Annotated in this window: 14 protein-coding genes; 6 read left to right on the forward strand and 8 right to left on the reverse strand. The window is 63.3% G+C overall.

What is annotated here, in order from left to right:
- Positions 1-154 precede the first annotated feature (154 nt).
- From NKI06_RS01870 to NKI06_RS01885, 4 genes are all read right to left on the reverse strand, one after another.
- Entirely contained in the window at positions 155-346 is a 192-nt protein-coding gene (locus NKI06_RS01870; protein ID WP_023669058.1) for a hypothetical protein, read from the reverse strand.
- A 116-nt stretch (positions 347-462) separates the two neighbouring features.
- On the reverse strand, positions 463-861 hold the full coding sequence (locus NKI06_RS01875) for a GFA family protein (RefSeq protein WP_023743108.1): 399 nt from the start codon (positions 859-861) through the stop codon (positions 463-465).
- Positions 862-1,048: 187 nt separating this feature from the next.
- Entirely contained in the window at positions 1,049-2,005 is a 957-nt protein-coding gene (locus NKI06_RS01880; RefSeq protein WP_352444721.1) for an alpha/beta fold hydrolase, read from the reverse strand.
- A gap of 115 nt (positions 2,006-2,120) precedes the next feature.
- On the reverse strand, positions 2,121-2,369 hold the full coding sequence (locus tag NKI06_RS01885) for a ParB N-terminal domain-containing protein (protein ID WP_023694150.1): 249 nt from the start codon (positions 2,367-2,369) through the stop codon (positions 2,121-2,123).
- Positions 2,370-2,538: 169 nt separating this feature from the next.
- Here NKI06_RS01885 and NKI06_RS01890 point away from each other — a divergent pair, with 169 nt between their 5' ends.
- From NKI06_RS01890 to NKI06_RS01910, 5 genes are all read left to right on the forward strand, one after another.
- Positions 2,539-4,170, forward strand: a complete 1,632-nt coding sequence (locus NKI06_RS01890) for a N,N-dimethylformamidase beta subunit family domain-containing protein (RefSeq protein ID WP_352983732.1) — start codon at positions 2,539-2,541, stop codon at positions 4,168-4,170.
- A gap of 1 nt (position 4,171) precedes the next feature.
- Positions 4,172-5,545 carry an aminotransferase family protein gene (locus NKI06_RS01895; RefSeq protein WP_023831285.1) on the forward strand — a complete coding sequence of 458 codons (1,374 nt, stop codon included), beginning with the start codon at positions 4,172-4,174 and terminating at the stop codon, positions 5,543-5,545.
- Between the two features lie 10 nt (positions 5,546-5,555).
- Positions 5,556-6,485: a 3,5-dioxohexanoate:acetyl-CoA acetone transferase gene (gene kce / locus NKI06_RS01900; protein ID WP_023816557.1), complete on the forward strand. Its 930-nt coding sequence runs from the start codon at positions 5,556-5,558 to the stop codon at positions 6,483-6,485.
- A gap of 209 nt (positions 6,486-6,694) precedes the next feature.
- Entirely contained in the window at positions 6,695-7,198 is a 504-nt protein-coding gene (locus NKI06_RS01905; RefSeq protein ID WP_031196820.1) for a GNAT family N-acetyltransferase, read from the forward strand.
- Complete coding sequence (locus NKI06_RS01910) at positions 7,195-8,223, forward strand: histone deacetylase family protein (RefSeq protein ID WP_023708623.1); 1,029 nt, start codon at positions 7,195-7,197, stop codon at positions 8,221-8,223. Before NKI06_RS01905 ends, NKI06_RS01910 begins: the two co-directional genes overlap by 4 nt.
- 4 nt (positions 8,224-8,227) lie before the next feature.
- Here NKI06_RS01910 and NKI06_RS01915 read toward each other — a convergent pair whose 3' ends face one another.
- The 3 genes from NKI06_RS01915 to NKI06_RS01925 form a co-directional block, all read right to left on the reverse strand.
- Positions 8,228-9,490 carry a cysteine desulfurase-like protein gene (locus NKI06_RS01915; protein ID WP_352983735.1) on the reverse strand — a complete coding sequence of 421 codons (1,263 nt, stop codon included), beginning with the start codon at positions 9,488-9,490 and terminating at the stop codon, positions 8,228-8,230.
- Positions 9,491-9,541: 51 nt separating this feature from the next.
- Positions 9,542-10,609 (reverse strand): aldo/keto reductase, encoded by a 1,068-nt coding sequence (locus NKI06_RS01920; RefSeq protein ID WP_352983738.1) that lies wholly within the window; start codon positions 10,607-10,609, stop codon positions 9,542-9,544.
- A gap of 115 nt (positions 10,610-10,724) precedes the next feature.
- The gene (locus NKI06_RS01925; protein ID WP_023706484.1) at positions 10,725-11,267 is read right to left on the reverse strand and encodes a hypothetical protein; all 543 of its coding nucleotides are present in this window, start codon (positions 11,265-11,267) and stop codon (positions 10,725-10,727) included.
- 326 nt (positions 11,268-11,593) lie between these two features.
- Here NKI06_RS01925 and NKI06_RS01930 point away from each other — a divergent pair, with 326 nt between their 5' ends.
- Positions 11,594-11,758, forward strand: a complete 165-nt coding sequence (locus NKI06_RS01930) for a hypothetical protein (RefSeq protein ID WP_023706483.1) — start codon at positions 11,594-11,596, stop codon at positions 11,756-11,758.
- 58 nt (positions 11,759-11,816) lie between these two features.
- On the opposite strand, the gene NKI06_RS01935 is transcribed toward NKI06_RS01930, so the two are convergent.
- Positions 11,817-12,323 (reverse strand): DUF1993 domain-containing protein, encoded by a 507-nt coding sequence (locus NKI06_RS01935; RefSeq protein WP_023669071.1) that lies wholly within the window; start codon positions 12,321-12,323, stop codon positions 11,817-11,819.
- Positions 12,324-12,438: the final 115 nt, after the last annotated feature.

A 12,438-nucleotide genomic window follows, 5' to 3' on the forward strand; every position in this document is an offset into this window, starting at 1 on the left:
TTCTCCCCCTGTGGGAGAAGGTGGATCGGCGCGTAGCGCCGAGACGGATGAGGGGTGTTCCAGCGGAGTGAGGCGTTGGCGTTCCCTGGAACACCCCTCATCCGACCGAGCTTCGCTCGGCCACCTTCTCCCACAAGGGGAGAAGGGGAAGCCCTTACCTTCCCAGCCATTGCTGCATGCAGCTTTTCGCCACCACATGCGCCGGTGGCACGGCGTCGGCGGCCGGGCGGCGGGCACGTTCGAGCAGCAGGCGAACCTGTTCGGGGCGCACGCGGTCACGCTCCATCACGAGGAGGACCATCGGATCGCTCAAAAGCTCGTCCAGGGTGCTGATTCTGTCGCTCATCGGTCGTCTCCTCGATACCGGCCCGCAGACGACAGATAGGCAGGCAATCATGGCCCGCCAATGACGCTTTGCCGGCTATGTCGTGGTTTCGGGATTAATTTCCGGTAAGGCCGGCGTCAGTTCGGAGGCGGCGCGCCTTCATGGTGCGGCAGGCCGTCATCTAGCTGCAGCCAGGGCTGCTTCGAGGCGGTCCACATATGCATTTCCGGCTTGAACAGCGAGGGATCATCGAGCGAGCCGGTGGTGATGCCGACGATGCCGGCGGAGTCGCGTCGGGAAAACAGCGTGGTGCCGCAAGCGGCGCAAAAGCCGCGCTTGAGGTCCGGAGAGGTGTTGACCGTCGCCACCTGCCCCTCGACCGTGACATCGTCGATGCGAAACAAAAGGCGGGCGTTGAACGCCGCGCCTATGACCTTCTGGCAGCGCCGGCAGTGGCAGACGCGCTGGTTGAGCGGCGCCGCCTCGGTGCCGTAGCGCACTGCCCCGCAATGGCATCCGCCCTGGTATTTCGTCATCATTCGAACCCATCACACTGAAGGTCTCTTGATGATATCGACAGGTACCTTTCGGTCAATTGAAAAGCCCTGATGGCGCCATCGATTGCGCTGATAGGACTAATGGCTGCGCCAGGGCTTCGTGGTTTCGCAGGCACAAAAAAGCCGGCCGCCTCTTCGAGACGGCCGGCATGTATTTTCAGGCAAGCTATTTCGTTTCGCTGAGGACTTCGTCCCAGGTCTTCACCTTGGTTTCGCCATTGAGGAAGGGCAGTGCCGCGGCCGTCAGCTCCGGTGCGAAGAATACGTCGTAGTGGGTGCGATTGGGAATGATGGCCAGCCGGTTCTGCGACAGGTTCTCACGCATCCAGCCGGCATCCTTCAGCCCGCCGCCGATCATCTGGTAGAACCTGATCTCGTGCTCGGGCTTGTACATGTCGCTGTCGCCATAGGCCAGCATAACTGGCATCTTCAGCTTCGCCACATCGGCGGAATAGTCGTAATCCTTGCGCATGAAATTGCCCAGCGCATCGAGCAGTTTGGGGAAATCGTCGGGACGTGGGGCGACGGCGACGTAGGATTTGTACATCGGCGTGTCCTTCATGAAATCGGCGGCGGCCGCGCTCACCTGCGCCTGCTGGCCGCGCATCTCGTCATAGAAGCCATTGGCGGCGAAGCCGGTCGAGACCAGGACCAGCCGGCGCACCGTCTCGGGATGCTGGACGGCCATACGGAAGGCGACGCCGCCGCCCAGCGAATAGCCAAGCACGTCGACCTTGTCATAGCCGAGCGCCTTGACGATACCAGCCATGTCGTCGCCCATCCCCTCAAGGCTGAAGGGTCGCTCGCCGAGCGCGGTGCGGCCATGGCCCTGCAGGTCAACGGCAATGATGGTGCGGTTTTCCGCCAGCTTCGGCAGCAGCGGCGCGAACATGTCCGACGTGCCAAGGCCGCCATGCAGCAGAAGCAGCGGTTCGCCCTTGCCGTAGACGGCATAGTAGTAATTCAGGCCGTCGATCGGCAGCAGGCCGGACTTTTCCGGCTTCGGCATGGCTGTTGCTTCGGTGGTCATGGCGGGCTTGGTCTCCTCTGCATTGGCTGGGCCGGGCGCTACGAACAAGGCAGCGACCGAGGCAAGAATGGCGAAATAGATTGGTCTGGACATGTCGGTCTCCTCGGTTCCCCCCAAGGACGAGCGAGCACGCCGCGTGCCGACATGCCCTGCGAAAAAATCTGCAGAGGAATGACCGGTTTGGCTGTTGTCGATCGGGTCGCGCGCCTCAGTGGCGCTTGGCCTGCACCAGATAGGCGTCGATCTCGGTCTCGCCGAGCCATTTGGCGGCTTCCAGCCGGTGCAGGCCCTCGACCAGGATGTGGCGCTTGCCGTCATTGCGAACCTGGATCGGCGTCTTCATGCCGTTTTCCAGTATGTCTTCGGCCAGGTGCCGGACCGTTTCGGGATGAAGCGTCTTCTTGCGCGCCGTCGGCACGTAGATGTCGTCGACCTTGACCTTCTGCACTCTCAGCATACCGGCTCCCGAGGCGGAAAATGCCGCCTCGCCTGAGATAGTCGGTTTGCCAGGTGCGGCCAAGAGCGGCCAAGCAATTGTGTCGTATGCAATTGCTGGCCCGATCGTTTCCATTTGACGCTTGGCCGGCAGATGGCCGAAATGGCGGCCTGTCACTTTTCCGGTGTTCATGACCCATCTGCCAACCGAATTTCCCGATTTCGGACTGACGCCTGAGCAGCGCCGCGAGGCAGTGCGCGGCCATTACTATGAATGGCCGGGAATGGACGGCGAGCGGGGCGAGATCTGGTGCTATTCTGATCGATTTTCCTACCGCGCCGGCGAGACCGTGACGCTGCATGTCAGCTCGACGGCGCCGCGCTTCAGCATTTTCATTGTCCGCGACGGCGGCAGCGAGACAAAGGTCTTCGAGCAAACGGGGCTTTCGGCGCGCTGGCAGGATACGCCCGACCAGTGCTCGGTCGAAGGCTGCGGCTGGGAGGCGTCTTTCGAATTTCGCATCAGCGACGATTGGCCATCCGGCGCCTATCGGCTGACGCTGACGGCGGACGGGCGCGAGCCCATCCATTGCCATCACCTCATCATCGTCGCGCCCCTGCCCGGCAGAAAACCCGGTCGCGTGCTGCAGGTGGCGGGGACCGGCACCTGGCTGTCCTACAACACATGGGGCGGCTCCAACGCCTATCAAGGCATCACCGGCCCGGGCCGCGACCAATATGCGCGCATGGTGTCGACCCAGCGGCCCTGGTGCCGCGGCTTCGTGGTGCTGCCCAAGGATGCGCCGCGCGTGCCGCTGGAGGTTGCGGTGCCGCCGAAAACAGTGCCGCGCTATCCGCACATGGAATGGGCGTACGCCACCGGACATTCGAAGAAATACACCTCCTCCGGCTGGGCGAGCTATGACAGCCACTTCTTCCGCTTTGCCGAGCGCGCCGGCTATGGCGTCGATCTCGCCAGCCAGCACGATTTGCACTTCTCGCCCGAGATCCTCGACGGCTACGACTGTGTGGTCTTCGTCGGCCATGACGAGTACTGGACCTGGGAAATGCGGGACGCCGTCGACAGCTACGTCGAGCGCGGCGGCCATGCGGCGCGCTTTGCCGGCAATTTCATGTGGCAGACGAGGCTCGAGGACGAAGGCCGCCGGCAGGTCTGTTACAAATACCGCGCGCGGGCCGAGGACCCCGCCTATAGCAGCGACGTCACCCGCGCCACCAATTCCTGGGAAGCGCCGGAGATCGGCCGTCCCGGCGCTATGACCTTCGGCCTCAACGCGACCCGCGGCGTCTATGCCGGCTGGGGCGGATGCGCACCGCGCGGCGTGCGCGGCTTTCCGGTCTATCGGCCCGAGCACTGGGCCTTCGCCGGCACCGGCATCTATTATGGCGACCTGCTCGGCGCCGACAGCCATGTCTATGGCTATGAGGTCGACGGGCTCGATTTCGAGATCCGCGGCGGCCTGCCCTATCCGACACCGGACAGCGGTGCGCCTGACGGGCTGCAGGTGCTGGCCGTCGGCATGGCGAGCCAGGTCGAGGAAAGCGCCGACATCCCGATCGAGGACCAGTTTCTCACCGACGAGGATGGCCGCTTTACGGCCGAAACGCTGTTTGGCGAGGCGACCGACGTCAATCTGGAAAAGGTCAAACGCGGCAACGGCATGATCGTCAATTTCCCGCGCGGCAAGGGCGAGGTTTTCCACGCCGGAAGCTGCGAATGGGTCGCCGGCCTGCTCAGGCAGGACCCGATGGTCGAGCGCGTGACCAGGAATGTAATCGACCGCTATCTCGGAAAGACCTGACATGCAGAAGCCCTCCTCCGCCGGTTCAGAAACGCGCGCGCCATCGCACCTGTTCTACCTCTCCAGCCTGCGCCGGCCGCTGATCGACCGCGCCGAAGGCATCTATATGTGGACGCAGGACGGCCGCCGCTTCATCGACGGATCGAGCGGGCCGATGGTCGCCAATATCGGTCACTCCAACCGCAATGTGCTGGACGCCATGAAGCGGCAGATGGACCGCGCCACCTTCGCCTACCGGCTGCATTTCGAGAACGAACCGGCGGAAGAACTGGCGCGGGAACTCGCCGGCAAACTGCCGGAGGGCATGGACCGAATCTTCTTCGTCTCGGGCGGTTCGGAAGCGACGGAATCCTGCATCAAGCTGGCGCGGCAATGGGCGGTCGCGGCCAGCCAGCCGAAGCGCTGGAAGGTTATCACGCGTTTTCCCTCCTATCATGGCGGCACGCTGGGTTCGCTTTCGATAACCGGCGACGATGCGCTGGCCGAAACGTTCACACCGATGATGCGGGTGATGCCGACCGTGCCGGCGCCGACGGCATGGCGCGACCGCGACAATCTTTCGATGGAGCAGCGCGGCGTCCGCTATGCCGACATGCTGGAGGAGAAGATCCAGGCCGAGGGCCCGGACAGCGTGCTCGCCTTCATCATGGAGCCGATCGGCGGTGCGGCGACTTCGGCCCTCGTCGCACCGGACAGCTATTATCCGCGTATACGCGAGATCTGCGACCGCTACGGCATCCTGCTCATCCATGATGAAGTGATGAGCGGCGCCGGCCGCACCGGAAAATTCCTTGGCGGCGACCATTGGAACTGCAAGCCCGACATCGTCGCGCTGTCGAAGGGGCTTGGCTCCGGCTATGCGCCGCTCGGCGCGCTGGCCGCCCCGATGCGGCTGGTCGAGCCGCTGCTGGCGTCGGGCGGCTTCCAGCATGGCCACACCTATGCTGGCAATCCGCTCGCCTGCGCGGCCGGGCTCGCCGTGCTCGGCGAGATGGACCGCCTCGACCTGATCGCCAATGCCGCCGCGATGGGCGACGTGCTGATGGACGGGCTGAAAGGGCTGGCGAAGCGTTTTCCGTTCATCGCCGATGTCCGAGGCAAAGGCCTGCTCACCGGCGCCGAGATGGTTGCCGATCCCGAAACTCTACGGCCGATCGAACAGGGCAAGAAAGCCACGCAGCGCCTGCTCGACCTCGCCTACGAGCGCGGGCTGATCATCTACGGCCGCAGGGTCAAGGGCGGTGTCGACAGCGACAATTTCATGGTGGCGCCGCCGATGATCGTCACGGCTGAAGAGGTCGGCGAGATCATTTCCATCATCGGCGATTCGCTGGAAGTTCTGGCCGCCGAACTCGACCTGCCGGTCGAAGGCTGAGGGCTAAAGAATGGCGCCGAGGAAAGTCATCATCACCTGCGCGGTCACTGGCTCGGTGCACACCCCGTCCATGTCGCCCTATCTGCCGGTGACGCCGGACCAGATCGCGACCGACGCCATCGCGGCGGCCGAGGCTGGCGCCTCAATCCTGCATCTCCACGCCCGCGATCCCAAAGACGGCCGGCCGACCGCCGATCCTGAGGTGTTCATGCAGTTCCTGCCGCGCATCAAGCAAGCGACCGATGCGGTGATCAACATCACCACCGGCGGTTCGTCGCTGATGACGCTCGACCAGCGGCTGGCGGCACCACTGCGGGCCGAGCCGGAAATGTGTTCGCTGAACATGGGCTCGATGAATTTCGCGCTGTTCCCGATGCTCGACAAGCCAAGGGAATGGCAGCACGAGTGGGAACCAAAGCTGCTCGAAGCCACCCGCGACACCATCTTCAAGAACACCTTTGCCGATATGGAAGGCGTGCTCGAAAAGCTCGGCAAGGGCTGCGGCACGCGCTTCGAGTTCGAATGCTACGATGTCGGCCATCTCTATTCGCTGGCGCATTTCCGCGACCGCGGGCTGGTGTCGGGGCCGCTGTTCATTCAATTCGTGCTCGGCATTCTGGGTGGCATCGGTGCCGATCCCGACAATCTCATCCACATGAAGCGCATTGCCGACAAGCTGTTCGGCGACAGCTACCAGTTCTCGGTGCTCGCCGCCGGCCGCCACCAGATGCCGCTGATCTCGATCGCAGCGGCGATGGGCGGCAATGTCCGCGTCGGGCTGGAGGACAGTCTCTACGACGGACGCCAGCTGGCGAAATCCAACGCCGACCAGGTGCGCAGGATACGTGGCATTCTCGATGGCCTGTCGTTGGAGGTGGCCACACCGGCGGAGGCGCGGGAGATGCTGGCGCTGAAGGGTGGGGACCGGGTGGCGTTTTGAGATGATTGATCTGCGATGATGGCGTTCTGGCACACCCCCCTCTGGCCTGCCGGACATCTCACCCCCAAGGGGGGAGATCGGATGTCACTGCGGCCTTCGCCAATCTCAATCGTTGCAAAATGGATGGCAGCGCCAAAGCTGCCAATCTCCCCCCTTGAGGGTGAGATGTCCGGCAGGACAGAGGGGGGTGCCTGGGCGCCTTGCCTATCGTGAGTACAGTCACCCTCCGCCCCGGCACCATCGACGACGTCGACACCATCCATGCCGCGCTGCTCAAGCTCGGCACCCATATCGGCGCGCATCAGGAGATCACGTCCACTGCCGACGATCTCCGCCGCTACGGCTTTGGCGACAAACCCGCCTTCTCCACCCTGATCGCCGAGATCGGCGGCGATTTTGCGGGGCTCTGCCTGCATTTCCCGATCTTCTCGACATGGATGGGGCGGCCCGGCGTCTATATCCAGGACCTCTATGTCGAGGACCGGTTTCGCGGCCGCAAGATCGGCGAAAGACTGCTGCGCCGGGTCGCGCGCGACTGCCGCCGGGATGGCGGCGCCTATCTCAGGCTGTCCGTCGACACCGACAATGACGGCGCCAAGGCTTTTTATGAGCGGCTGGGCATCGCCTGGTCGAGCTACGAGCAGACGCAGAAGATTGTTGGCGATGCCTTTTTCGCCTTTGCCGATGCAGCGCAGGATGGGGACGCGGAATGAAAGCCTTCTTTGCCGAGGAGCAGAAACGCCACGACCCGAAGGCCTTTCTGTCCAGCGGTACGCCGCAGCCCAATCCCGAACAGCCGGAGCGGGTAGAGCGATTGTTAGCCGGCGCAAAATCCGCCGGATTGATGATCGAGCGGCCCAGGGAACATGGCCTAGGCCCGGTGGCGGCCGTGCATACGCCGGAGTATCTCGCCTTCCTCGAACACATTTTTGCGCGCTGGCAGCGCATCGAGAGCGCATCCGCGGAAGTCATCCCCAACATCCATCCACTGGCCCGCACAGGGTCCTATCCGGCCTCGGCGGTCGGCCAGGCCGGCTACCACATGGCCGACACCGCTTGCCCGATTTCGGCCGAGACCTGGCAGAGCGCGCTGTGGAGCGCCTGGAGCGCGGTCGAGGCGGCTGAAACCGTCATGGCTGGCGCGCCCGCCGCCTATGCGCTCTGCCGGCCACCCGGGCACCATGCCTTTGCCGATGTCGCCGGCGGCTTCTGCTTCATCAACAATTCAGCGGTCGCGGCCCAGGTGTTGCGCAAGCAGGCAGCGCGGGTGGTGATCCTCGATGTCGACCTGCATCACGGCAATGGCACGCAAGGCATCTTTTATACGCGTTCCGACGTCCTGACGGTGTCGCTGCACGCCGATCCGGTGCGCTTCTATCCGTTCTTCTGGGGCCATGCCGATGAGCGCGGCGAAGGTCCGGGCCTCGGCTATAATTTCAACCTGCCATTGCCGCGCAAATCAGCCGACGCGGCGTTTCTGGAGGCCCTCGAAGTGGCGTTCCAGCGTATCCGCGCCTTTTCGCCGGACGCGCTGGTCGTGGCGCTCGGTCTCGATGCGTTCGAGGGCGATCCGTTCGGCGGGCTTTCGGTGACCACGCCCGGTTTCTCGCGGATCGGCGAGGCAATTGCCAAGCTCGGCCTGCCGACGGTTATCGTCCAGGAAGGCGGCTATCTTTGCGACGCGCTCGGCGACAATCTCACGGCGTTCCTCACCGGTTTCGGCGGCAAACAGCGATAGCTGACTAGCGCTGCTGCCTCAGCATGGCGATCACCCGGTGCACGCTTTCCAACGTCTCGTCGATCTCTGCCGCCGTGTTGTAGTGCGCAATACCGATGCGCACGACTCCCTGCTCGGCCGGAATGCCGAGATGGTGGACGATCTCCCAGGCGTAGTTGTGACCCGACCATAGAAAAATGTTCTCGGCATTCATCTGCCGCACGATCGTCTCTGGCACGATGCCGTCGACGGTGAAGGACACGGTCGGCACGCGCTCAATGACACGCTTCTGATCTGTGATGCCGCGGATGGTCAGGCCCTCAATGGCGGACAGCCCATCGATCAGCCTCAGCGCCAGCGGGTTTTCGTAGGCGATCGACACTTCGTATGCCTTTGCGATCTTTTGCCTTCGCGAACCGCCCTCGCCGGCCGCAGCACCGAGTTCGGCGAAGTAATCGACCGCTGCGGTAAGTCCGGCCATCAGTTCGATCTGCGGCGTACCGAGTTCGAAGCGCTCCGGCAGGCCATTGGACGAGCAACGGCATTTGTAGGGTTTCAGCGCATCGATGATGTCGCGGCGGCCCCAAAGAATGCCCATGTGCGGGCCGAAGAACTTGTAGGCAGAGCAAACCAGGAAGTCGCAGCCGAGGTCCTGCACGTCGACCAGCCCATGCGGCGCGAACTGCACGGCGTCGACATAGACCACCGCGCCGGCCTGTTTGGCGATGGCCGTCAGCGCTTTCACCCGATTGATCGAGCCGGTGAGGTTCGAGGCATAGTTCAGCGCAACGAGTTTTGTCCTGTCGGTAAGCAGAGCGCTGAGCGCCGCCTCCTCGACCTGCCAGCTGTTCTCGTCGAAAGGCAGGAAGCGCACCAAGAGGCAAAGATCTTCGGCCAGTTGCAGCCAGGGCGAGACATTGCCCTCATGATCCATGCGGGTGACGATGATCTCGTCGCCCGGCTTGAAGCCGCGGCCGAGCGTGCGCGACATGTGATAGGTCAGCGTCGTCATGTTGGCGCCGATGATTATTTCCTCCGCGCTCGCTGCACCCAGGAAATCGGCCATCGCCGCATGGGCGTCGTCGAACACCTTTTGCGCGGCAAGCGTGGTTTCGAAATAGCCGCCGAGATTGGCGTTGGTGGTGAGGAGGCAGCGCGCCACCGCATCGGCAACCGCTTGCGGCACCTGGGTGCCGGCCGGATTGTCGAGATAGATGCGACGGCGGCCGTTATCGGTCAGGTCCAGCGCCGGAAATTTTCCCCTGACGGTCTCGATCGGAAAATCCATGGCTGTCCCTTCCCCTTGTCTTTGCTCGGCAATTCCGGCCAAACGGTCTGCTTATGGGCACGGATTGCCGACGCGCTGGTGGATCGCATCCACGCCCTTCTGCATCTCGTCGGTCCAGGTCACATCGGCTGACGACAGCGCCATCTCAAGCTGGGCAATCGTCGTCGCGCCGATGATGCTGGACGTGACGAAAGGCCGGCTGGCGACATAGGCGTTGGCAAACAGCGCCGGTTCAAGGCCGAAGGAACGCGCCAGTTTGTTGTATGCGAGCTGCGCCTCCGCCGCATTTGGCGTCTCGTAGCGCTGGCCGCGGTTGAACAGCTGCGAGCGCGAACCCTGCGGCCGTGCGCCATGGTCGTATTTGCCGGTGAGATAGCCCTGCGCCAGCGGCGAATAGGCGAGAAAGCCGACATCCTCGCGTTCGCAGGCCTCGGCGAGGTTCACCTCGAACGTGCGGTTGACCAGATTGTAGGCGTTCTGCAGCGAAACGACGCGCGGGCCGACGCCCTTGTCGGCCTCGGCAATGAAGCGCATGACGCCCCAGGAGCTTTCGTTCGACAGGCCGAGATGGCGGATCTTTCCCGCCTTCACCAGCTCCTCGAAGACGGCGAGCGTCTCGGCGATCGGCGTCTCGCCGGGCGGTGCGCCAACGGCATCGGCACGGCGCGGCACAGCACCCACGCGGGTCGGGTTGGCGCCCCAGGGGATGTCGCGCTCCGGCCAATGGATCTGATAGAGATCGAGATAGTCGGTGCCGAGCTTGGACAGCGATTTGTCGATGGCGTCAAAGATATCGGCGCGCACCAATTTCGACGGACGGTCGCCACGAAACCAGCTGTTGGCGGTGCGGCCGACCACCTTCGAGGCCAGGATCACCTTGTCGCGGTTGCCCTTGGCCTTCATCCAGCTGCCGATGATCTTTTCCGTGCGCCCCTGCGTCTCAGCCTTGGGCGGGATCGGGTAGAGCTCGGCGGTGTCGATGAAATTCACGCCGCGCTCAAAAGTCAGATCCATCTGCGCATGGCCATCGGCCTCGGTGTTCTGCTCGCCCCAGGTCATCGACCCCAGGCAGATCTGGGTCACAAGAAGATCGGTCCGACCGAGACGGCGTTTATGCATCGAATTTTCTCCGGCGGGAATTGCGCGGCTACGCTGGAAGGAAGCCGCATCTATAGGGAAAGCGGCGCCGCTCTCCAACCCTTAGCGGACCGACTTTTGCGTGAACCCTGGAAAGTCAGCGCCGGACGCCAGCCAAAGCGCGCCGCTTGGCCTCGTCGATCAGCATGTTGGCCACCTGCATGCGGATCATTGCGCGCTGGCGCAGATGCGGCGCGACGCGGTCGGGGTGGTTGGCGAAGGCGAAGCTGCGGCGCATGCGGCCGAGATCGGCGTTCTTGACTGGATGATCGAGGCCGAGCTCGACGGCGATCGCGTCAGGGTCGATCGGCGGCAGCTTTTCCTCGGGCTTTGCCTCTTCGCCGGCCAGCGCCAGCTTGGCATGATCGAGAAGGGCTGCGAATTCGGCGGCGAGATCGGCTCCCGCCTCGCGGTATTCGGCTGCGAACGTTTCGCCCGAGACCTTGATGCGGCCGGAATGAAGCTCGTCGGCCACGGAGAGATAGTCGAACGGGATCGACGGCCGGGCGCTCGTCTCTTCCGCCGCCTCATCCTTGTCGGAGGCAACGAACAGATCGTCGAGCAAGGAAGCGAAATCCCGCTTGGCGCCGATGTCAGCCTCCCCCTCGTTTAAGCGTGCGAACAGAGCCGGTCGCAGCATAGAACCGGCTCGTTAAAAATGAATGCCGCTGATCTTAACCAGTTTAGGCGTTCGCCGGGCTTGCGCGACCGGTTGATGGTGCAGCTCAACAAAAAGCCGGACTGCATTTGCATGCAGTCCGGAAATTCGCCAGGAGTGGCGAGGAAAAGCCGGCCATGTGCCAGCGTCTATGCGTACGGTCGGCACCAGTCATAAGTTTCAGCGGGTGAGCCAATTGTGCCGAAAAAATTGCGCCCCCGGCATGGCTGCCATGCAAATGCTGCACTGCACAATCTTCATAATTTGCCTATACTCGAAGATGTGGAGGATCAACTAGGGGCCGAATCATGGGGTTCTTCACTGAAATGTTTGCCCGTCCGCGTCCGCAGGAGCATCTGCGTTATCGTTCCGCCCTGGCACTGCTGCACTCGATGAGCAATGCCGACCGCGCCGACATCGGCATCAAGCCGGCCGACTTCCCGCGCATAGCCCGCGAAATGTCCGTGCGCTGAACCAGCGCGAGACGAGGTTTCCCGGCAGCGACCGGGAAACCTCGGAATGCCGAATTCGTCAACGATTACCGAGATAGGCGCCCTTGGTCAGCGGCACGCCATTGTGGCGCAGGATGTCGTAGGCGGTGGTCACGTGGAAATAGAAGTTGGGCATGGCGACATGCAGCAGATACTGCATGCCGGGCATCGAGGCTTCGCGCTGGCCAAACTTCAGTTCGACCACCCTTTCATCCGAACCATCGAATTCGGCGGCCGAGAATGACGCCAGCAGATCGAGCGTCTTGGTCAGGCGCGCCTGAAGCTCGGCGAAGGTCGCTTCATTGTCTTCGTATTTCGGCACCTCGCGACGGGCCAGCCTTGATGGCGCGCCCTTGGCGTGGTCGGTGGCGACCTGCACCTGCCTGACCAGCGCGTACATGTCGGGCGCCAACCTCGCGGTCAAAAACACCTGCGGGTCGATCTTGCGCTCGGTTGCATTCTGTTCGGCCGCCGACAGCACGCCGGACAGCGCCTTCAGCCTGGCCGAAAACACCGGCACCGAGGCTTCATACATCGATAGTGTCACGTTCAAATCTCCATTGCGGCTGAAGCGCCGACGGCGGGACGTAGCGCCTTCCCGGAGGATTTTTCAAGCGTCACCACGTCGCCGCAATCGATGTGATAGAATCCTGTCGTGGTGG

It is taken from the genome of Mesorhizobium sp. M0772 (assembly GCF_040320135.1).
Lineage (GTDB): Bacteria > Pseudomonadota > Alphaproteobacteria > Rhizobiales > Rhizobiaceae > Mesorhizobium.

What these genes read in the sequence shown, in the direction of transcription:
- NKI06_RS01870 (WP_023669058.1), bottom strand. Translation starts at nt 346, where the DNA reads ATGAGCGACAGAATCAGCACCCTGGACGAGCTTTTGAGCGATCCGATG.
- NKI06_RS01875 (WP_023743108.1), bottom strand. Translation starts at nt 861, where the DNA reads ATGACGAAATACCAGGGCGGATGCCATTGCGGGGCAGTGCGCTACGGC.
- NKI06_RS01880 (WP_352444721.1), bottom strand. Translation starts at nt 2,005, where the DNA reads ATGTCCAGACCAATCTATTTCGCCATTCTTGCCTCGGTCGCTGCCTTG.
- NKI06_RS01885 (WP_023694150.1), bottom strand. Translation starts at nt 2,369, where the DNA reads ATGCTGAGAGTGCAGAAGGTCAAGGTCGACGACATCTACGTGCCGACG.
- NKI06_RS01890 (WP_352983732.1), top strand. Translation starts at nt 2,539, where the DNA reads ATGACCCATCTGCCAACCGAATTTCCCGATTTCGGACTGACGCCTGAG.
- NKI06_RS01895 (WP_023831285.1), top strand. Translation starts at nt 4,172, where the DNA reads ATGCAGAAGCCCTCCTCCGCCGGTTCAGAAACGCGCGCGCCATCGCAC.
- kce (WP_023816557.1), top strand. Translation starts at nt 5,556, where the DNA reads ATGGCGCCGAGGAAAGTCATCATCACCTGCGCGGTCACTGGCTCGGTG.
- NKI06_RS01910 (WP_023708623.1), top strand. Translation starts at nt 7,195, where the DNA reads ATGAAAGCCTTCTTTGCCGAGGAGCAGAAACGCCACGACCCGAAGGCC.
- NKI06_RS01915 (WP_352983735.1), bottom strand. Translation starts at nt 9,490, where the DNA reads ATGGATTTTCCGATCGAGACCGTCAGGGGAAAATTTCCGGCGCTGGAC.
- NKI06_RS01920 (WP_352983738.1), bottom strand. Translation starts at nt 10,609, where the DNA reads ATGCATAAACGCCGTCTCGGTCGGACCGATCTTCTTGTGACCCAGATC.
- NKI06_RS01925 (WP_023706484.1), bottom strand. Translation starts at nt 11,267, where the DNA reads ATGCTGCGACCGGCTCTGTTCGCACGCTTAAACGAGGGGGAGGCTGAC.
- NKI06_RS01930 (WP_023706483.1), top strand. Translation starts at nt 11,594, where the DNA reads ATGGGGTTCTTCACTGAAATGTTTGCCCGTCCGCGTCCGCAGGAGCAT.